17 protein-coding genes are annotated in these 21030 nt (G+C 38.2%); 7 read left to right on the top strand and 10 right to left on the bottom strand.

What is annotated here, in order from left to right; all coding sequences use genetic code 11:
* Nucleotides 1–13: 13 nt before the first annotated feature.
* Nucleotides 14–475: a hypothetical protein gene (locus PQ456_RS10420; RefSeq protein ID WP_273616062.1), complete on the top strand. Its 462-nt coding sequence runs from the start codon at nt 14–16 to the stop codon at nt 473–475.
* 143 nt (nt 476–618) lie between these two features.
* Nucleotides 619–1044, top strand: a complete 426-nt coding sequence (locus PQ456_RS10415) for a DUF4190 domain-containing protein (protein WP_273616061.1) — start codon at nt 619–621, stop codon at nt 1042–1044.
* A gap of 106 nt (nt 1045–1150) precedes the next feature.
* On the opposite strand, the gene PQ456_RS10410 is transcribed toward PQ456_RS10415, so the two are convergent.
* The gene (locus tag PQ456_RS10410; RefSeq protein WP_273616060.1) at nt 1151–2017 is read right to left on the bottom strand and encodes a VOC family protein; all 867 of its coding nucleotides are present in this window, start codon (nt 2015–2017) and stop codon (nt 1151–1153) included.
* A gap of 225 nt (nt 2018–2242) precedes the next feature.
* Nucleotides 2243–3166: a cellulose binding domain-containing protein gene (locus PQ456_RS10405; protein ID WP_273616059.1), complete on the bottom strand. Its 924-nt coding sequence runs from the start codon at nt 3164–3166 to the stop codon at nt 2243–2245.
* Between the two features lie 386 nt (nt 3167–3552).
* On the opposite strand from PQ456_RS10405, the gene PQ456_RS10400 reads away from it, so the two are divergent.
* Together PQ456_RS10400 and mprF are read left to right on the top strand one after the other, a co-directional pair.
* Nucleotides 3553–5199, top strand: a complete 1647-nt coding sequence (locus PQ456_RS10400; RefSeq protein WP_273616058.1) for a multicopper oxidase family protein — start codon at nt 3553–3555, stop codon at nt 5197–5199.
* A gap of 363 nt (nt 5200–5562) precedes the next feature.
* The gene (gene mprF / locus PQ456_RS10395; protein ID WP_273616057.1) at nt 5563–8208 is read left to right on the top strand and encodes a bifunctional lysylphosphatidylglycerol flippase/synthetase MprF; all 2646 of its coding nucleotides are present in this window, start codon (nt 5563–5565) and stop codon (nt 8206–8208) included.
* 83 nt (nt 8209–8291) lie between these two features.
* Here mprF and PQ456_RS10390 read toward each other — a convergent pair whose 3' ends face one another.
* Together PQ456_RS10390 and PQ456_RS10385 are read right to left on the bottom strand one after the other, a co-directional pair.
* On the bottom strand, nt 8292–8843 hold the full coding sequence (locus tag PQ456_RS10390) for a hypothetical protein (RefSeq protein WP_273616056.1): 552 nt from the start codon (nt 8841–8843) through the stop codon (nt 8292–8294).
* Between the two features lie 255 nt (nt 8844–9098).
* Nucleotides 9099–9677, bottom strand: coding sequence for a hypothetical protein (locus tag PQ456_RS10385; RefSeq protein WP_273616055.1), 579 nt, complete (start codon nt 9675–9677; stop codon nt 9099–9101).
* A 375-nt stretch (nt 9678–10052) separates the two neighbouring features.
* Between PQ456_RS10385 and PQ456_RS10380 the strand changes: the two genes are divergently transcribed.
* On the top strand, nt 10053–10397 hold the full coding sequence (locus PQ456_RS10380) for a DUF3243 domain-containing protein (RefSeq protein ID WP_204824274.1): 345 nt from the start codon (nt 10053–10055) through the stop codon (nt 10395–10397).
* A gap of 147 nt (nt 10398–10544) precedes the next feature.
* On the opposite strand, the gene PQ456_RS10375 is transcribed toward PQ456_RS10380, so the two are convergent.
* The 6 genes from PQ456_RS10375 to PQ456_RS10350 all read right to left on the bottom strand — a co-directional run bounded on the left by PQ456_RS10375 (nt 10545) and on the right by PQ456_RS10350 (nt 17674).
* On the bottom strand, nt 10545–11153 hold the full coding sequence (locus tag PQ456_RS10375) for an undecaprenyl-diphosphatase (protein WP_273616054.1): 609 nt from the start codon (nt 11151–11153) through the stop codon (nt 10545–10547).
* Between the two features lie 145 nt (nt 11154–11298).
* The gene (locus PQ456_RS10370) at nt 11299–12624 is read right to left on the bottom strand and encodes an amidohydrolase (protein ID WP_273616053.1); all 1326 of its coding nucleotides are present in this window, start codon (nt 12622–12624) and stop codon (nt 11299–11301) included.
* 219 nt (nt 12625–12843) lie between these two features.
* Complete coding sequence (locus PQ456_RS10365; RefSeq protein ID WP_273616052.1) at nt 12844–13482, bottom strand: DUF1906 domain-containing protein; 639 nt, start codon at nt 13480–13482, stop codon at nt 12844–12846.
* A 213-nt stretch (nt 13483–13695) separates the two neighbouring features.
* Nucleotides 13696–14904, bottom strand: a complete 1209-nt coding sequence (locus PQ456_RS10360) for a threonine synthase (protein WP_273616293.1) — start codon at nt 14902–14904, stop codon at nt 13696–13698.
* A 159-nt stretch (nt 14905–15063) separates the two neighbouring features.
* The gene (locus tag PQ456_RS10355) at nt 15064–16404 is read right to left on the bottom strand and encodes a helix-turn-helix domain-containing protein (RefSeq protein WP_273616051.1); all 1341 of its coding nucleotides are present in this window, start codon (nt 16402–16404) and stop codon (nt 15064–15066) included.
* A gap of 214 nt (nt 16405–16618) precedes the next feature.
* Nucleotides 16619–17674, bottom strand: a complete 1056-nt coding sequence (locus PQ456_RS10350) for an NAD(P)/FAD-dependent oxidoreductase (RefSeq protein ID WP_273616050.1) — start codon at nt 17672–17674, stop codon at nt 16619–16621.
* A 305-nt stretch (nt 17675–17979) separates the two neighbouring features.
* Here PQ456_RS10350 and PQ456_RS10345 point away from each other — a divergent pair, with 305 nt between their 5' ends.
* Together PQ456_RS10345 and cls are read left to right on the top strand one after the other, a co-directional pair.
* Entirely contained in the window at nt 17980–19329 is a 1350-nt protein-coding gene (locus tag PQ456_RS10345) for an MFS transporter (protein ID WP_273616049.1), read from the top strand.
* 154 nt (nt 19330–19483) lie between these two features.
* Complete coding sequence (cls, locus tag PQ456_RS10340) at nt 19484–20932, top strand: cardiolipin synthase (protein ID WP_273616048.1); 1449 nt, start codon at nt 19484–19486, stop codon at nt 20930–20932.
* Nucleotides 20933–21030 lie beyond the last annotated feature (98 nt).

Below are 21030 nucleotides of genomic sequence, written 5' to 3'. Positions count from 1 at the left end.
AGGAATGATTAGCATGATTAAATTAAACGAACAAGAAATTTATGCTGTCCTTCATAAACAATTAAGCAAAAATTTCCCTATACAAACATTTGACCTTCGTTACCATATTGAAGCAGACCAACGCTTAATTGATGAAAAAGGATCTGTTCACCTGACCAACAAACATTACTGGGTTAAAGTAATGGAGTGCACATACCCTACGCACTCTCGTCCTATTCTAATGAGCGAAATTATTTACTTTTTGAGACAAGAATATATGGACAGTACGATTCGTGTATATTTGCAACAAGATTCTCTTGGTATTGTCACTGCTTCAGCAGAGATTTCTTTTCAAGATGCGGTTACATTAGAGCCTGAACAATTGAAAAGCTTGATCGATATCGCTTTGATTAGCAAAGACAAAACATGGTTTGACGAATTGACAGCAATGTACTTGAACTTAACGCGTCCACTACCAAGTCACACTTCGATCTAACAATCAAATAAGTAGTCTATGATTGGTTTACCCTACAGGAGCCTTTTCCCGCCAGAAAAGACTCCTGTTTTTTATATCCAGATTAAATGGTATGATAAGAATTAAAAACGGGTAAATGATACATATCTAAAGGAGGTACATTTATGGACCCAAATCAGCCTTACCATCCGCCCGGCAATCAGAATCCTCCCCCATTTGCTCCTTACCCACCACAATATCCGATGACTAATAACGGAAAAGCAATTGCAGCACTTGTTTTAGGTATTTCTTCTTTAGCTGCTTTGTTGATGTTACCTGGTATCGGAATTGTTATTGGTATATTAGGCATTATTTTCGGGATTCTTGCACTTAAAGAATTAAAAACACGTAGACAAGCAGGTCAAGGAATGGCAATAGCCGGATTAATCTGCGGTGCTTTAGGCACACTCATTCATTTGATTATGATCGCTTTTATCGTATTTGCTTTTATTGCGGCATTTGCGTATGGAACAAATGAAGGATCGTATAGTGAAGATTCATATTATGAAGATGGTGTGGAAACAGATATCAACACCGATTCTTTTTACTAATATGTAACATGAAGCCAAAAGCATGAAAAAACCGGTGCAGATACGCATCGGTTTTTTTGTTGATCTATTCGTTCTTTTGATCGTAGCGTTACATATAAGACAATATTTAAGAAGCATCACTATAAAATCGGACTTGAATATTTGAAGGATCTGTCAACCATAATTGCCCTTCTGTTTCTTCTACAGGGATACCGGCTGCTCTAGCACGATCTGCAACTTCTTGAATAGAAGCCTGATCTGGCATTTTCAATGTGTAATAACTGATACCGGCGGCATTTGACGGAGCGATAGGAGCGCCAACACCTGCCCATACATTGAGTCCTAAATGATGATGATAACCACCCGCAGAGATAAACAACACACTGCGATCGTCAGTAAGCATAATTTCAAATCCTAATATATCGACATAAAATTGACGAGCCGCTGCTAAAGTAGGCACATGGAAATGAACATGTCCGATTATTGTACCTGCGGGTAACCCTGTCCATTCTTTGCCTTCAGCCAGTGCTAATAACCCATCTACATCAACAGGATCAGTTCCCATAATATATTGCCCGCGTTCGTCTTTTTGCCATGTTGAACGAGGACGATCTGCATAGATTTCGATACCGTTATTATCAGGATCATTCAAATACAATGCTTCACTAACAAGATGATCACCTTGCCCGATTTGTTGGTTACGCATCGCTAAATTACGAAGCACCAATCCTAAGCTAGTCCGATCAGGTACAAGAATAGCAAAATGATATAAGCCAGCCGCAGATTGGCGTGGTAAAATCTGCGCATTTTCGATTTCTTCTAATTGAAGTAAAACAGTATGTCCATCCGCAGTTAAGTCTGCTGTAGTATCGTCTTGACGTAATATTTTAAGTCCAATAACCTCGGTGTAATAAGTTAATGAACGTTCTAATTGGCTAATACGAAGTTTGACCAGCCCGATTTGAAGTGCTGGATTAATGATAGGAGTATTCATAGGAAAGTCCCTTTCTTTTCATTAGTTATTTTATATAAGTATATTACCATTTAGAAAGTAACTATGCAAGTATAAGTTAATATAAAAAGCGTATATGTAAGTGTTAATTGTAGATCGTTAATTTGGAGTGATCATTAAAAAAGTGATCTTCGAAAAGATCACTTTAGGTCGTACTTATATGATTGCACACTGATTATTTATTAACTGCACATTATTGTTTAACGATTAGTTATTCAAATCAGGTTCTGTTCCCCATACAAGATCACCTTGATAGTAAACAGCTACTTTATTCCACTCTGTTAATTCAGAAGTATCTTTGTAGGAATAATCATTTGCTTGAGAAGATCCGCTTTGATTTTTCTGGATTGTAAATGTCATTGGGCCTGTTTCTCCACCTGCTCTAATGATTCCTGCTTCTGCATTAAATAGCAATTCGATATAGCTATCTGCTTGTGCATATGTTTTTTCCAGGCTAACAAAGTTAGGCTCGATATTTCGAGAACCGAAGCTTACGTTACTCGCAGAGAAATTTTTGGCAGTCAAATCTTTACCACCATTGAAATAGTAACGTACACGAATATCACTCAAGTTCACAGGTGTACCGCTAGTGTTCATAATATTAAATGTAGGTTGGATGCTGTTGCTACCTGCTGTTGTACCTGATTTGTATTGCAATACGATCGAATCTTTTACATTGCCGGACATTGCCATCGGTGTAGCTATAACAGGCATCGACAATTGGCTCATTTGTCCATCACCGTATACTGCATTCACTACGTAACCATAGATTTGACCATTTGTTACAGAAGTATCTGTATAGACTGCATCGGTTACACCTGTTGTCAAAACAGTCGTTTCGTTAGCTTTAAAACTATCATACGTATTGTTTACTACATTATAACGTCTTACGTTGTAACTTTTGGCATTATCAACAGGAGCCCAAGTTAAAACGACTTGTTCAGAACCTGCACGAGCATTCACTTGAGAAGGTGCGGCTGGAGCAGAAGGAGTATCCCAGTTAATATCGTTTTTCACTACATTGCTTTCGATTGCAGCATTAACGCTAGGCGCCACAAGAAAACTTCCCGCCGTTGTTCCCAGAATAGTAGCAGCAAGTATAAGTGAAGCTTTTTTAGATTTGTTTCCCATGAATCGTATACCTCCGTATTGTTGTTTTTAGATATAATTGCTCGGTAAAATGTTTTGCGTCTCATCATGCTGTTAAGTATTCGGCTCTATTCTTCTATGTTGATATTGTAATGATTTTCTGTGCTCCTTTCTTCTTTATCATTCTGTACATTGTTAGAATATAGCGGTTACACAACCTCTAACAACAGAGCCTCGTGAATGATTATTAAACAGTAAGTATTGCGTTTAAACACATGATTCAACAAAAAGTAACATTTTTGTCATTGTACATAATTAGCGTTATCATTTCAATCGTCAAGAAAATGACAATTCCTATTGAGACTATAGAAGTTAAAAAAAGGCATAATAGAGTAGAACAATCTTACATCGATAGAGGAGAATATACAGTGAAATCATTATTAACATCTCTATTTATACTCAATATACGCACTTCTATTAGCTTCACTTCCTTGCTGATTGGCTTAGCGATAATAACCGGCTGTAGCGCATCACCATCAACAACAACTTCCCCTTCATCAGAGTCACCAAGTACATCTGTACATACCGAACATTCTATGTCGATGGATCATATAGGCACAACAGCTACTGCGCCAGAAGGTAGTGTCACGAAGCGCCCTACTCAGATAACAACGCCACCGCAGACCATCACAAGCAAAATGATCAATTTAACTGCGCAAACGTCTTATTTAGAAATTGAAAAAGGTAAATATTTGCCTGTATGGACATTCAATCGTTCTGTACCCGGCCCACAGATCGAAGTGACGGAAGGCGATATAGTGACGATCCATTTAAAAAATAAACTTAACGTACCTCTTTCGCTACATGTTCATGGTGTGGTCTTACCAAATGATATGGACGGCGTGCCCGGAATGACTCAAGATGCGATTCAACCGGGGGACAGCTTCACTTATACGTTCAAAGCGAATCATGCAGGTACGTACTGGTATCATTCTCATCAAGATAGCTTAAATCAGATTGGTAAAGGATTATACGGCTCTTTTATTGTGAAGAAAAAGCAAGATTCTGTCTCTGCTGATCATACACTGGTACTTGATGAATGGTCAGATCCCAATACAACTGCTCCTGAAAGTGAAAGTAATACACTAGCTATCAATAGTAATCTAGGTGCTTACAATATCTATACGGTTAATGGACGAAGCGGAAAATCTATTGAACCGATCGTAGTTCATCAAGGGGATCATGTACGTTTGCGATTGATTCATGCAGGTAATATGACTCAGACATTATATATTCATTCCCCTGCTTATCGTGTCACAGCAACTGATGGACAAGATATCAATCAACCTCAGGTATTGAAAAATGGATTACTTGTTATCGCTCCTGGCGAACGGTATGATATCGAATTTACAGCAGATCAGGTGGGTCTATCGTGGATAGGTATGGTCGGAGAGTCTACATTTGCACAATCTGTTCGTATTCCTATTCTAATCGAGAAGGCTAATAGTCAACCTACTGCAACTGAAATAGAGCAACAGATTACAGCGCACCAAGCACAGATGGTATCTATTCCAGATGGTAACCAAGCAACGCTTGATCTTACAACCTATGGTCAACCAACCACAAGTGAGTTTACATTATCTTCTGCATTTGATCGTGAATACACGTTAGATTTGGATATGGGTGTAATTGATGGTAAAATGTCATATACGATTAATAAAGAAGCCTATCCTCAAGTTAGCCAGCTCAAAGTCAAAACAGGGGAAGCTGTCAAAATAACATTGATTAATGAATCGAAAAATGAAGATCACCCTATGCATCTTCATGGTCATTCATTTGAAGTATTATCCAAAAATGGTCAATCATTAACAGGCTCACCGATCTGGAAAGATACTATCAATGTGCGCCCCGGTGACACTTATGTCATTGCTTTTCGTGCAAATAACCCGGGGATGTGGATGGTGCATTGTCATGAACTTCATCACGCATCTATGGGCATGATGACTGATGTCATCTATGAAGATTACAAATCGCAATATCAACCTGATCCAGAAGCAGGCAATATTTCAGAGTAAGAAGTTTTTGCTATTTTTGATATTCGTTACATTAGTGTAAATAAAACCATAAGATAATTGTTTATTATAGTTATATTCTCCCCTTGTAGTAGATAGTGAGAAAATGTTCATTCCTAAATGAACCCCTACACTTCAACTAGAAGGGATTTTTTATTACGCTTCAAATACAATATACAGGCAATGTATAGAATCCTATCAAATTGTGTTTTACACATACCGATGTAGTATGATAGATAAGAATGTTACACCATCCAGATATACATCCATTTACCAAGAATATCATATGTGCAAATTAGGATAAGCTAATATGCTGTACTTACAAATCATAAGTTTAATCTGTCTAAAGGTGGAGTCGACGACACAATGAGAGAATCGCTTCGAAAGCTTAAAATCTTACAATTATTCACAGCTTTATATCGCGCTAAAATTATAAGGATACTGATTCCTGTAGCTATTCTAGCCATTATTTTTGTATATGGAAGACATGAGATTCAGAATATCAATTTAGCTAAAATTATTCATGAGTTACGTATGATGCCTGTTCATATCGTTATTCAACTAATCATTGCTTCTTTTATCGCTGTATCGGCAATGAGTACTTACGATTATTTAATACGAAAGCAGTTCAAGCTTGATGTGAATTGGAAAACAACTTATCGGTATGCTTGGATCGCAAATACATTCAACAATATGATTGGGTTTGCTGGTCTTACCGGTGTAGGATTACGTACATTGCTCTATAAGAAAAGTGGCGTACCTATGAAAACGATGGGTGCTGCAGTACTTTTCTTATCTCCTATTGTATTAGTAGGATTGTCTTTGCTCGGCTGTTTGACATTGATCGGTGTGTTTCCAGTTGAGCCTATTTTTCAGGAGCATCCATGGCTTCGATTAGGAGTATGGGGAGTCTCATTATATCTACCGTTCTTTTTATTAATGCAACGTTCTTCATTATTTGCGAAATGGTTCCATAAAGGAGATGGCAAGTTACCCTGGAAAGTCATTGCCGCTTCGATTGGCTCTTCTTTACTTGAATGGGCTTGTGCGGGTACATTGTTCTGGCTATTCGCTTTTTATGATCTCAATCATTTACCGTTTGCTCCGGTATTCGGTGTGTACGTTGTAGCTGCGATTGCAGGGATTATCAGTATGGCTCCTGGTGGTATCGGAGCATTTGATCTGATTGCTTTGCTTGGATTACACACATTAGGTGTTGATCCATCGCGCGCACTAACGATTTTGTTATTATTCCGTATTTTCTATTTTGTTGTTCCGTGGTTAATCGGTTTGGTATTGGCTGCTTTTGAAATGAGTCCAAGCACTAAGCAAATGCGTGACATGCTATCGAACAGTCTGGATGCTTCGCGTAACACATGGGTTAAATTTTGGGGATGGCCTTCTCAATTTGGCTTACTAAGTGATCTAGGTGCATGGGCACTCGGCAAATTGGTTTTTGCCAGCGGCGTTATTTTGCTGTTATCGGCGGCAACTCCTGGCTTGATTGATCGTTTACGTTTTATGGAGCATCTATTATCTTTACCGATTATGCGCTTTTCTGAACAATTGTCTGTTATTATCGGGATTATGCTGATTATTGTATCACGGGGTATTTCGCTTCGTATTCGGCGTGCATACTTGCTGACAGGCGCTTTGCTGTTAACAGGGGCTATTTTCACCTTTGCCAAAGGGTTCGATTACGAAGAAGCGATTATTCTACTGATCGTAGCATTGGTACTATGGGTGTCACGTGCTCGCTTTAATCGTGAAAGTACTAGCATTTCTATACGTAGTATCTGGATCTGGGCGTTACTTGCTTTTATTTCAGCATTATCGTATTACTTGATTGGTACACATATTCATCCTGCTATTTTGCGACATTTGCCATTACGTGCACAGCACTGGTTTTTAGACCCGCACGAATATGCAGTTACAGCGGTGATTGGATTTATCGGAGCTTTGATTTTGATAGCCTCTATCTTCACTCTTCGTCCGCATCGTTATACAGGTGTTCGTCCAGATGAAGCACAGATCGAAAAGTTCACAGATTTTATTGGTAAAGAAGACGGTAATCTGCTGACTCACCTTCTGTATCTGGGTGATAAAAACTTTTACTGGGCGCAAAATGATCAAATCTTAATTCCTTATTCTCGTGTACGTGATAAACTAATTGTACTCGGTGATCCGATTGGAAATAAAAATTTGGTCGGGGCAGCTATTCAAGAGTTCCAAAGTTATGCTGACCATTATGCTTTAACTGTAGTCTTTTATCAGGCAGCACCTGAATATCTATCCATCTATCATGAAAATGGTTATAACTTCTTCAAGCTTGGCGAAGAAGCGCTTGTGCCATTAGATACCTTTACACTAAGTGGTAAAAGCAATCAAAACTTGCGAACAGCTAAAAATAAATCTGATCGAGAAGGACAGACGTTTGAAGTACTGTCTCCGCCTTATCAAGCGGATCTATTAGCAGAGCTACGTCAGATTTCCAATGAGTGGTTAGGCGATCGTAAAGAAAAAGCTTATTCGTTAGGTTGGTTCAATGAACGGTATATCCAGCGTTCTCCACTGGCTCTACTTCGTAATGCAGAAGGTCAGATTTTAGCGTTTGCAACACTGGCTCCTGCTTATGACCAGAATCAAGTGATTTCGATCGATCTCATGCGTCACTTAAATGACACGCCAAATGGTACGATGGATGTATTGTTTGTCCGCTTGATCGAATGGGCAAAAGAACAAGGATATTCTTATTTCAATCTAGGCATGTCTCCACTGTCCAGTGTAGGCGAAAATCAAAATGCACATCGTGAAGAAAAATTAGCACGTCTGGTGTTCCAATATGGAGGGCACTGGTATGGATTTGAAGGATTACGCCGCTACAAAGAAAAGTTCTCTCCTGAATGGCAAGCTAGATATCTAGCGTACCCTGCAGGGATGGCACTTCCTATTCTTACTCTTGATCTGGTACGTCTGGTCTCACGTCGTCCTGAACAAGCTGAATCAGTGTAATACATGTAGATACACAAAAAGCTCCGAACTCACTTTACAGTGGATTCGGAGCTTTTTTATACGATCTTATGAATAACGATTAATTATTTTACAGCTTCTAATTTGGTAATAGTCATTGATTTGATTTTATCATCACCAGGGATCGCTTTTTCAGTATACTGGAAGCTTACTTTTGATTCTTCTTTCAAGTTTCCTGCTACTGTTTGAGCTGCATCACTTAATTGGAATACCATTGGTTGACCATCTACCATGATTTCAGCAGAATGTTCGTCTGCTAATCCTGTAAATGTACCTGTTGCACTTTTCGTTTCAGCGGCAGAAGAATCTGTTGTCGTGTCAGTAGCTTCGTTGTTATCGTCTGCTTCTACACTTTCTTCTGTTGTTCCCGCTGTATTATCATCTGTAGATTGGTTGTCCTCTACACTTTCAGATGAAGAATCATCTGTCGTTCCTGTAGCAGGTGGTGTCACCTCTGTAGTTGGGTTGGTTTCTGTAGTACCGGTGCTACCATTTTCAGCAGGAGCTGTTGCTGGTTGCTCCTTATTGCCACATGCCGCCAACATTAGAATGCCGACTAACAAGATTAATGCAAATGGAGTCCGTTTCAGTAGTAATTGAATATTTCGTTGCATCATAAATGCACCTCCTCAAGTAATGTAACGCATAACTGTGGCAAAAGTTGCAGACGATCACCTATTCAGCATCCAAGCGTATATAAAGATCATACCAGATTGACACGACTCCGCAAAATTTTTGTCATTTTGCAGAGATAACTTTTGGATTCTGAACAGCTATTACTTTACCAATCTATACAAAAGGGACTACGATACTGGTCTATTATTGCGCCAGTACAGCAGTCCCTTGAAGTATTTATCTTGATGCACAGTATATTAAGGAATATACTGCTGTACGATTTGACTTACTTGTCCATCTTTTATTGTAATGTGGTATGGAAATACCGTAGGATCAAGTAGATCAGGTTTTTGGAAAATCGCATTTAACTTTTGAATACTAACAGGCTCATTCCAATTGGTATCAATATCTTTCCATTGACCTGTATGATCATAAATTTGCATCAATACTTTTGGATTAGTTGCTACTGCGTAATTATATGTTTGTGTATCATCATTAGTAATGTAGTAACCATCAGGTGCTCCATCAATGCCACTATTCGGATTTTCTTTATTAAATTCAACATTCGCTGCTTCTCCGAGGTACCAGTTGATAGGATCAACAGTTAGCTCATAGTTGCCATTGTTGGAATCACGGTCAATTTTGTTGATAAACACAGTATAAGTTCCGTCTGCCGGTACATTAGCAGCAGGTGCATACGTATCTGCATACACGCTTTGTGTAACTGTAGCAGCATCGGCTGTGACCGTTCCTGAAGTCTGAGTCAAGCTTCCAGAAGTCAAGAGGATCAATGAAGCAGCCCCTGCACCAAAAATACCCATCATCGTTTTAAACATCGCTTCATCTCTCCTTAAAATGGTCGGTCAGCTCAATAGACCGCCAACAATAATGTGTTGGTAACTGATTAACCTTGTGTAGCCTTTATTACCCGTATTACGTACTTACAGAACCATGTAACTTTTTTCCAATTAGTGATTAATGTATGATTTTTGTCTTGTTCAGGTGTGAGTAAGTGGCTTACTTCTATATTCAGTATACTGCAAATATTTTATGCAAAAGTTGCAATAAAGTTAAAAGTGAATAACAAAATTAATACCTTGTCCTAATACCTGCTCTAAGGGTTCGAAAGAAGTTTATTGTGAAAAGATTAGAATTGTATGATGCGGTTATATATAACGTAGTACACCACAAACAACGAGGAGGAATTCATAATGTCAGAAGAATCACATATCGTTAAAAAAGACGGAGAAATCGCAACAGGACAGGTGGAAACTACACTAAATCGTTTGAGTGATGATCAAAAAGAAGATATTTTAAGCAATTTTGAATCGTTCAAGTCTTATTTGGGCAAACGTATTCAACTTGGGGAATCTATCGGACTAGGTGAAGAAAAGTTAGCTAAAATTGCACAAAAAGTTGCTGATTATCTAGCTACTCACGAAGAACCACGTAACCGCGAAGAGAAATTGTTATATGAATTGTGGAAAGTCGGCGATGAAGACCAACGTCACAAACTGGCTCACTTGTTAGTGCGCATGGTTCAAGCAGACAAATAAAACAATTTGTCATTTATGTCTCTAGCAAGATTGTATTGCTTATAAATAATGATATATATCAAAAAAATCTGCTTCTGAATCATCAGTGTCTGATCGTAGACACGTTGACTTCAAAGCAGATTTTTTTGTTGCGATGGTTAGGCTATTTTAACGATTACGATAACTTGACTTACTACGCCATACTTTTCTTTCGATTTGTTCATAATGATAAATGCCTAACTCCATCAAGCTTTTAGCGAGTGATATTCGTGTAAATACTCTATGTACTACAACAGCAATCAAAACTCCTAATAAAGCTCCAGCAAGCACATCTGTAGGATAATGGACACCTGTCCAGACTCTAGCAATAGCGATACCTGAAGCAAGAATCAACCATATCCAACCATCGCGACGACGGAATAACCAGATCGTCATAGCAATAACAAATGCACCTAACGCATGATTACTTGGAAAAGAAGCATTGGCTTCATGATGAACTAACTGGAATACTTCATGATCGACAAAGGGTCGATCCCGGTAAAATAATTTACCTAATATCCAGCTTGTTGTAAATCCGATTAGTGCCGACAATAAAGCTTGCGTAATCATACGACGATTAGCGTGTGCGCGAGTAAACCAATAAATCAATGCTCCAATCACAAAAAACACAACAGCATATTTTGATAAAAATAACATCAATGGATTTATAAATGAAAACATGGTTGCTCCATCATTTATCCAGCGAAAAGCCTCATAGTCCACCTGTGAAACATTCAATTGCAGTTCCTCCTTTACATCCTAACCCAATATTTTAAAGCAATCATTTACTTTTATCAACTCAGTGTAAATTTAATGTAAACATAATGTAAAAAGCCACTGTATCTATATGCTAGACGCAGTGGCTTTCGGATATACATTTCTATTAAATACCGTTTACGATTCGTTGGGCTCGTATATTTCCCTGACGTATCACTTCTTGCTCATCTATAGTGATTAATTGGCGTTGTCTCATCAGTATTTGTCCATTTACGATAGTTATATCTACATCTGCCCCATTTGCGCTATACGCAAGTAAAGAAACAATATGATGGACAGGCTGTAAATGAGGTTGAAGTAAATCAATCAAAATCATATCTGCTTTTTTGCCTACTTCTAATGTACCGGTCTCATGATCAATTGCTAATAATTTGGCACTTTCTATAGTAGCCATTTGCAATGACTGGTAAGCAGGCAATACGGTAGGATCGCCATAGTCTAATTTTTGTAACCATGTGGCTGCTTTGATCTCCTGGAACATATCCAGTGTTGTAGCACTTCCTGCTCCATCTGTACCTAATCCTACCGTAATCCCCTGTTTCATCATTTCGGTAACTGGGGCAATACCACAACCCAATTTCAAATTACTCACCGGATTATGAATAACCCCTCCGCGCATTCCTGTTAAATATTGAATATCTCGTTTGGTCAGATGAACACTATGTGCTAACATCACATGCAATTGCTCAAATAATCCTAGCTCATATAGATATTGTGTCGGTGTCTGCTCATAACGTTCACGCATCGTGATTACTTCTTCTTTCGTCTCAGCAAGATGGATATGAATCGGTAACTGATACTGCTTCGCAAGTTCTATCACTTCTAGCAAAGAATCCGGTGGACATGTATAGGGTGCATGCGGGCCGAACATAGTGGTGATACGCCCATCTGCTTGTCCATGCCATTGTTCTACCAATTCTATCGCTTCCCGAATACGTGCACCTTGATCATCGTCATGAAAGACCAATCCACGTGTTAACGAGGCTCTCATACCGACTTCCTCTACAGCTTGAGCAATCTGATTCATATGCATATACATATCGGCAAAAGTTGTTGTGCCCGAACGAATCATTTCAGCCATCGACAATTGGCTACCCCAATAGATATCTTCTGGAGTCATTTGCGCTTCAGCAGGGAACATTTTCTTTTCTAACCAATCCATTAATTTAAGATCATCAGAAAACCCTTTTAACAAATTCATCGGTGTATGTTGATGTGCATTGATTAAGCCTGGCATCGTCACCATATCAGTACCGTCAATAACCTGTACATCGTCATGATTTATCTGTTCTAGAATGATAGGATCGATAGTTTGCTGATCTTTGTGAATAATATGCTCTATTCGATCGTTATGGATCACAATATCACCGAGAAAAGGTGCTTCTTCTTTATTCATCGTCAAAATCGTAGTATTGCGAATATGGACACGCATTATTTTTTGCCTCCTGTATAGTAAGATTATAAGCTCTGTTCTTACCATACACATTGACGTAACGTTAAGGTCAACAACAAAAAATCTTATCCCAATCTGAGTTAGATTAGAATAAGACTTTACTTTTTAATATCGCTGGATCTTTATTGTAAGTTGGAGATTGCTTTTTTTGCGATCTATAACATATCGTAACGCAAATAGCCGTAAAGCAAACAAAGATTATGATTCCAATCTAAATCCGCCGCCATCTCCTTGAGCTTCATTAAAGTCTACCGAGAAGCCAACTTCTGTTCCACTTCCCACTTGTTTGATATTCCATTGTTCAAAAGTTCTAGAATTGCTCCAACCTGATGATTCTGCTAACCATGTATACGATATCTCGGAAAAGTTTTTAAGTATATATTCACAAGTCAGCCCTGAACCGTAGACTCCAATATGATATTCATTGCCTAATTCTTTGAAGGTATCAATAATCTTTTGAAAATAGTGATGAACAAACTCGCTTAGATCTGTTGGTGACGCATCAAAATCGACTGCAAAATAAATCGTAGAACCTTGCGGCTGTCCAATCGTATGTTTGGCATAATTGTAGGCAGATGTAGCATCACTTTCTCCGACTTCTTGTGAGAAATACGATACCGATGTTGGATATCCATTTTCCCAAACAGCCACAATATACAACCCTGCTTGAGTTAGCGCTTGAGCTTCGGTCTTTGTTAGATTTTTGTGGGGATTATTCTGATTGTAATATCTAGCAATAAAATGATATCCGGCTTGCTTTAGCTCTAATGCTTTTTCTTCGCATAACGACTCTGTATCAATACCTTTGTCTGTTGGACGTTCTTCAGCTGGATTCATTGAGATGTATCCCCTTTTTGATCAGATAGTGTACCAAAAACAAAAAGTACTTGTTAATATGGAGATTGTAACATTTTTCCAGTTAGAGTTACACTATTATAAATTGAGGATTTTTTAATCATGACTTCTACCTCAAAATAGTCTATGTAATAAAAAAAACAGTCCTCACCTGATGTGAAAACTGCTACAGTCTATGATCCTATTCTATATTACTTATATAATCGATTCACCAATTTCTAACAATGGAACTTCGATCTTCACTGTATCTGGATATTTAATACCTGCTCCTGTATTCAACACGACTACCGATTCATCACGACCGATCCAGCCTTGTTCAGTCAATCGTTTAGCCGCGGCAAATGTAGCTGCACCTTCAGGGCACACAAACGCACCTTCATATTCAGCGATATGTTGTTGTTCTTCTAGCAGTTCTTGATCAGAAATAGCAATCGCCATACCGTCTGTCTCATACAATGCACGCAATACTAGAAAATCACCAAGTGCTTTGGGAACATTAATCCCAAAAGCAACCGTCGTTGATTGCTCCCAAAATTCAGAGCGCTCTTTCTTTTCTTCCCATGCTTTGACAATCGGGGCGCATCCTTCGGCTTGCACAGCAACCAATCGAGGTAATTTGCCTGCTAACCAGCCGATTTCTTTCAGTTCTTGTAACGCTTTGTAAATACCGATCAGACCGACACCGCCACCAGTTGGATACAAAATAACATCTGGCATTGCCCAGCCTAGTTGTTCTGCTATTTCTAAGCCCATCGTTTTTTTGCCTTCGATCCGATAAGGTTCTTTGAGTGTAGATGCATCGTAAATCTGATCGTGTTTTACCTTTTCTGCAACCATTTTACCGGCATCACTAATTAATCCATTGACCAAAAATAACTCTGCACCAGACAAAGACACTTCAGTGCGAGTAATAGAAGGCGCATCTTGAGGCATGACAATCGTTGCTTTGATCCCTGCGCGAGCCGCATACAGCGCCCATGCCGCCCCTGCATTACCATTCGTTGGCATCGCAAATTGCTGGACACCTAACTCTTTAGCTTTGGAAATGCCTACTGCCGCTCCTCTTGCTTTGAAGCTTCCTGTTGGAATCAAACTTTCATCTTTCATATATAAATGAGTCAGTCCATAACGTTCACCTAACTTGGGCATAGAAAGTAAAGGAGTCATTCCTTCTCCTAACGTGATGACATGATCTTCATGCTGTACAGGTAATAATTCATGATAACGCCATAGATCAGGATTGCGTTCTCGAATAGCAGATCGTTTCACTTCATTACGGACACGTTCTAGATCATACCGTACTAATAGTGGTGAACCACAGGTACAAAGTTGTTGAATTTTATTTGCATCATACGTTGTATCACATACCGGACATTCCAAATGAGAAACATAACTGTACGTCATCATGGATTCCTGCTTCCTGTTATAATTTGCAAATCAATACTACAAATCATAACAGTTCTTCTTCGGCTTTGCCAATTAATCTGACGTGTTAACTTGGTTATTACATATGAATAAGCATTATATATCTTTGTCTCGATTTTAATCTGCATCAAATTCCATTTAAGCTTGCAATTGCTTGAATTCACTAGGACTGATGCCGTAGTATCGTTTAAATATTTTGCTGAAATGTTCTGGAGATTCATATCCTACACGTTCTGCTACTTCATATCTACGTAGATCTGTTTCTAACAATAAATTGCGACTCTCTTCCATACGTAGCTTGATCACATATTCCCATAGATTAAAGCCTGTATTTTTTTTGAACAAATAGCTTAAATAATTAGGGCTGACATGATTTTTTTTGGCTACATCATGAATAGTTAACCCTTTTTGTCCATAACACTTTTCGATATAAGCTTTGACCTGAGATACGATCAGATTATACGGATTCTTTCCTTTGTTCTCTTCTATTACTGCTGTTGGCTCACTGACTTCATGCTTTTTCCAATACATATCTCCATAATAAAAGACATGATGATCTGGATATTGAGTATGCCACATTAATGCCCGGTGAGCTTGTATATTTAATTGATTGATAAATTCGTTTCCTTTCAAAATCTGACTGATCCCTATCACATTGGGAATATGCAAATAGTTATTAATATGGTTATGCAATAACTGCCCCAATTGATTCAATTGACGAATCTTATGATGCCATCCTTGAAGATATGATGTCTCATCCCATTGCATAATCATATTAACTTCACATTCATCTGTCTCAAAAGTAACGCTATTCCACTGATTGTGCACCAATTCGACTGCCAGATTCATTACCGCATAATTGAGCAAATAGTGATCGGCTACCGTGAGAGCGACCTGATTTGAAGTAAGCGGTTGATACTGAATTTTGATCATAGCGTAATAAGGACCATGCAATCCTAACGATTGATATACCGATTCTTCTTGAGGTATATAAGCATGTGGAGCAAATAACTGATTTAGCTTGATATGATTTTGAATCGTATGTCGTTGCATCTGAAAATGATTGCCTTGAGCCCAATGAGTATGTTCAATCGCTGGTCTAGCGATATTAACATGCAACAATACTTCTCGCACCGAATCTAGAAACGGCTCAAGCTCAAGTGGTTTGATTAAGTAATTTTTGACACCCAGACGGATAGCTGCCTGTGCATATTCAAATGTATTATGTGTTGAAACAACTATTATTTCGATAGAAGGTTTGATCAATTTCACCTGTTGCATATCATCTATTCCATTCAAGCCTTCTACTTCAAGATCGGTAATTAGTAGATCAATATCGTATTCACGAATATAATCCAATCCCTGCGAAAATGTAGTTGCCGAAAAAATATGTTGGATATTCAGCCCGGAATGTAATAATAAAGGACTTATTGTTGCGATCATCTCTTGATCATCATCTAGCATCAGAATGTTATACAAGTATGTATCCTCCTCAGATGTAAGATCTATACACATATCCATAATATACCAGAAGTTTAAGCGCTTTAACATACTTAAAAATAAAATAATCAAAATAGGAATCATAATTCAGTATAAATCCTAATATCACATCACTTATACCAACAAAAATACCAACAAAAAAAGACTAAAGCTTCTGCCTTAGTCTTTTTGTCTCTCTGTTATATGATGCTACTTATACTGTTACATTCACTGAAGCTTTTGATTCAAGCATTTTATTTTTTTCTTCAAATTTTTTGTTGTGTGAAGATACATAAGCTTGACTGTAGGCTTCTGGTTCTAAGTATTTTTTAGCACTATTTACAGCGGCTGCTCCTTCGACGAATGTACCTGCAATTAAGTATAATTTATTTGTATATTCAATTAAGTCTCCAGCAGTAAAAATACCGGGTTGAGTCGTTTGACGCTTCTCATCAATAATTGGACGTCCATTTTCATTAACTTCTATTCCCCAGTGAAGTAGCGGGCTAAGATCACCGATCATTCCGTGATTGACGATAACTGCATCTACAGGCAGATGACGTACTTCGCCTGTCTCTACATGGGTAATAGTAATCTCATCAATCTGAGTTCCATTATGACTTTGAACAGCTGTTAAGCCATAAGGTGTCAGTACTTCTTTACAGTTCTGCTTCATCGTTACTACACTTTTCTCGTGTCCGCCAAACTCATGACGACGATGCACTACTGTTAGACTAGCTGCAATTGGTTGTAGCGCATTTGCCCAATCTACCGCAGAATCTCCACCGCCAGAGATAACAACATGCTTGCCTGCAAAAATATTTAATTCTTGGACAGTATAATGAAGATTGGTCACTTCATAACGATCTGCACCTTCAATTTCTAATTTGCGCATCGTTGGAATACCATGTCCCATCGCCAAAATAATCGTTTTACTATAATGCTGTTCCCCTGTTGCCGCTGTAAGCAACCAATTGCCATCTTCTAGCCGCTCCACATCTGCTATTTTCTGATTGAGAACGACAGTTGGCTCAAATGTCATTGCTTGTTGAATCAAGTTTTCGATCAGTTGTGCTCCACTCAAAGGTGGAAGTCCGCCTACATCCCAAATCATTTTCTCAGGATAAATTAAGATTTTCCCACCTAATTGCGGATTGTATTCGATAATCTTGGTTTTCATATCTCTCATTCCACTATAAAAAGCACTATATAATCCTGCGGGTCCACCGCCTATAATCGTCACATCATATAACTCTAATGCAGTTGTCACAACAGTCACTCTCCTATTTGATAAGTTATTCTTTATAGTCTTAATTGATAATGATTATCATTATAGATTAGAAAATGAACGGTTTCAATACTATCTAGAAAATAGATAGTATTTCAGCTTTTTATTTTTAATATGATTTTATTTGAAAATAATAAATAATTAGAATTGTGGCAGTTAGCAGAATTGTAAGCGATTAAATGTAACAACAATGGTTATATCCATTTTGCCATATCAATTATATTCAGCTATAGTCTAGTAAGTATATAAGTATAAAGAAGTAGATTACAGATAGGATGGGTTTGTGAATGAGAGATAAAGTCGTTATCCCGTTGTGGGCAGCTGGTATTTTTCTAGTTGTTATGAACACAACGATGTTCAATGTTTCTTTACCGCGTATTCTTGCTGATTTACATATTAGCTCTTCGCTCGGTTCATGGCTAATTTCAGGATATTCGATCGTGTTTGCTTTATCGGTTGTTATTTTTAGTCGCTTATCTGACTGGTATCCTGTACGTAAATTGTTAATGGTAGGCATACTGCTATTAGTTGCTTCATGTGTAATCGGATTTACTGCTAATAATTTCCCGATGGCGATGTTAGCTCGTATTTTGCAAGCTGCTGGTGCAGGGCCGATGCAAGGATTAGGGCTTGTACTTGCTACACGTTATGTGCCTAATGATCGACGAGGTAAATCGATTTCTCTTATTGCAGCAGGTGGTTCACTTGCTTTTGGTATAGGCCCTGTATTGGGTGGATTTCTAACAGATAGTCTGGGATGGAATTCGTTGTTTTTGGTCACAGGATTGATTGTTTTGCTTGTACCTGCTTATTGGAAAATGCTTCCTTCTGAAAAGGAATTCTCTTTCAAAAAAGATCAAAAGTTCGATATTGTTGGAGCAGGATTATTGGTGATTGTTATCCCGTCTCTACTATTAAGTATTGGTCGCTTATCATGGGTGAACTTATTGATCGCTATTGTAGCTTTTATCGTATTGGTCTTTCATTTACGCCGATCTTCCAATCCGTTTATTTTGCCCGAACTGTTCCGCAATACCGCTTATCGTAAAATGCTCTTTATGTCATTTTGCTGTTTTGCGATTAATTTAGGTATGGTTTTTCTAATCCCATTAGTGCTTAATCAGGTATTCGGTCAATCGGCTTCATTTAGCGGATTAATGATCTTCCCGGGTGCTATATTATCAGCGATTATGACGCCTATTATCGGTCGCTGGATCGATCAGTATGGTAACTATCGGTTATCTTTTATCGGTTATATCATTATGGTGGTTACATTTGCTGGATTAATCGGATTTCTCACCTTCTCACCTTATGTATTGATGGCTGCTTATATGTTGCTAGCTTCTTCGTTCTCAGCCGTAGGCGCTTCTCTACAAAATGAAGTATCTCGTATGCTTCCACGCAAGCAATTATCATCAGGTGTAGGTGTTTTCCAATTGACTCAATTTTTCGGTGGTGCTACAGCAACAGCTGTTTTCGGATTATTAATCGCTCGCAACCCGTTCGAGTCGTCTTCAGGAATTTACCGTATGAATTATGTAGTGTTGTTAACGATGACGGTATTGTCGCTAATCATGTTAATCTGGTATATGCGTAGTAAACCTGTAGAACCTGCCGATCATCATATCAAAATTTAGTTTGGTACCAGTTACATTTTATACAATACGTACTGCCAGTATAGCTGGATACCCGGCTTTTATTGGCAGTTTTTCTTTTTATAGTGTGTAATATCTTATTTTTTGGTATGCTGAATGTTGAACTCTATTACATAGTTAAGGTGGGAAACGGTGAATGTCTATTTTATCGCATCTTTCCTGGATTTTTATTGCGATTAATATCTTTTTCGCTCTTTTTATTGTGTTTTTGGAAAGACGCAATATTGGAGCTACATGGGCATGGCTAATGATACTGGTCTTTTTACCGGTGGTTGGGTTTATTGTCTATTTATTTTTTGGTCAGAATTTGAGTCGGGTCAAAAAATTTAGATTGCGCAAAGAATTCAGGTCGATTATTGAATCCGTTGTAGAAGATCAGCGTCAAGAATTTCATTCCAGAAGTTTCTCGTTTAATGATCCTTCAATCGGTCGTTATCATGAATTAGTGCATATGAATTTGATTAGTAATTATGCACTGTATACACAGGATAATGCTGTTCGTATTTTTGCAGATGGTAATGAAAAGTTTGATGCTTTATTTGAAGATATTGCTAACGCCAAGCAGTATATTCATATCCAGTATTATATTATTCAGCGGGATGAATTGGGTCGCAAATTAATTGATGCCCTTACAGCCAAAGCGCGCGAAGGTGTCACTGTACGATTGATTTATGATGCGTGGGGCAGTTCCAAAGTAAACAAAAAATTTATCCATGAATTACGTGAAGCTGGCGGTCAAGCTGCTGCCTTTTTCCCACCTAGTATTCCCAAAGTTAATTTTAAATTAAATTATCGAAATCATCGCAAATTAGTCATTATTGATGGAGATTGTGGTTATATCGGTGGCTTCAATGTGGGCGATGAATATCTAGGCAAAGTCAAACGATTCGGGTACTGGCGTGATACTCATTTACGTGTAGAAGGCTCGTCTATTTTGCAAATGCAGACTCACTTTTTGCGAGATTGGCATTTGGCACTGAATACTCCAATGTCTGAAGATTATTCACTGTTTGCTGTAACCAAGCCATTTACTGGTAAGATTGGAATGCAGATTGTATCCAGCGGCCCAGATAGCAGCTTGGAGACGATTAAGTATTCGTATATCAAAATGATCTATGAAGCCAAAAAAAGTATTATGATTCAGACACCGTATTTTATACCGGATGAAAGTATGATTACTGCGCTCAAAGCGGCAATGCTTTCCGGTGTTCAAGTGCATCTAATGATCCCCAAAAAACCAGATCATCAAATGGTCTACTGGGCTTCTTACTCGTATTTGCGTGAATTGTTAGAACTGAACGTTAGTTGTTATCTGTATGAAAAAGGATTTCTGCATGCCAAAACAATGGTAATCGATGGTACGATTGCTTCGGTCGGTACAGCCAATATGGATATTCGTAGTTATAAGCTGAACTTTGAAGTGAATGCGATTGTCTATGATAGCGAAACAGCTACCAAGCTAGAAGAACTCTTTTTACAAGATATCTTGGATAGCAAAGTTCTTACACTGGCTGATTATGAGAATCGTCCACTTTATCAACGAATGCTTGAATCATTCGCTCGTCTGCTTTCTCCGATATTATAAACAACTAAAAACTCGCTACTGCCTGAATTCTTGTTGTGAAAGAATGTTTGGGTTAAATAGCGAGTTTTTTTAATTTAATAATTTGATTTAATTCGTAG

The sequence above is a fragment of the Paenibacillus kyungheensis genome, assembly GCF_028606985.1.
In the GTDB taxonomy this organism is placed as follows: Bacteria; Bacillota; Bacilli; order Paenibacillales; family Paenibacillaceae; genus Saccharibacillus; species Saccharibacillus kyungheensis.
Note: the sequence above shows the minus strand (reverse complement) of the source record. Positions and strands in the feature narration are given on the sequence as shown.

Bases quoted from the DNA above. Each gene is read 5' to 3' on its own strand.
- PQ456_RS10420 (WP_273616062.1), top strand. From the start codon at position 14: ATGATTAAATTAAACGAACAAGAAATTTATGCTGTCCTTCATAAACAA.
- PQ456_RS10415 (WP_273616061.1), top strand. From the start codon at position 619: ATGGACCCAAATCAGCCTTACCATCCGCCCGGCAATCAGAATCCTCCC.
- PQ456_RS10410 (WP_273616060.1), bottom strand. From the start codon at position 2,017: ATGAATACTCCTATCATTAATCCAGCACTTCAAATCGGGCTGGTCAAA.
- PQ456_RS10405 (WP_273616059.1), bottom strand. From the start codon at position 3,166: ATGGGAAACAAATCTAAAAAAGCTTCACTTATACTTGCTGCTACTATT.
- mprF (WP_273616057.1), top strand. From the start codon at position 5,563: ATGAGAGAATCGCTTCGAAAGCTTAAAATCTTACAATTATTCACAGCT.
- PQ456_RS10390 (WP_273616056.1), bottom strand. From the start codon at position 8,843: ATGATGCAACGAAATATTCAATTACTACTGAAACGGACTCCATTTGCA.
- PQ456_RS10385 (WP_273616055.1), bottom strand. From the start codon at position 9,677: ATGTTTAAAACGATGATGGGTATTTTTGGTGCAGGGGCTGCTTCATTG.
- PQ456_RS10380 (WP_204824274.1), top strand. From the start codon at position 10,053: ATGTCAGAAGAATCACATATCGTTAAAAAAGACGGAGAAATCGCAACA.
- PQ456_RS10370 (WP_273616053.1), bottom strand. From the start codon at position 12,624: ATGCGTGTCCATATTCGCAATACTACGATTTTGACGATGAATAAAGAA.
- PQ456_RS10365 (WP_273616052.1), bottom strand. From the start codon at position 13,482: ATGAATCCAGCTGAAGAACGTCCAACAGACAAAGGTATTGATACAGAG.
- PQ456_RS10360 (WP_273616293.1), bottom strand. From the start codon at position 14,904: ATGACGTACAGTTATGTTTCTCATTTGGAATGTCCGGTATGTGATACA.
- PQ456_RS10345 (WP_273616049.1), top strand. From the start codon at position 17,980: ATGAGAGATAAAGTCGTTATCCCGTTGTGGGCAGCTGGTATTTTTCTA.
- cls (WP_273616048.1), top strand. From the start codon at position 19,484: ATGTCTATTTTATCGCATCTTTCCTGGATTTTTATTGCGATTAATATC.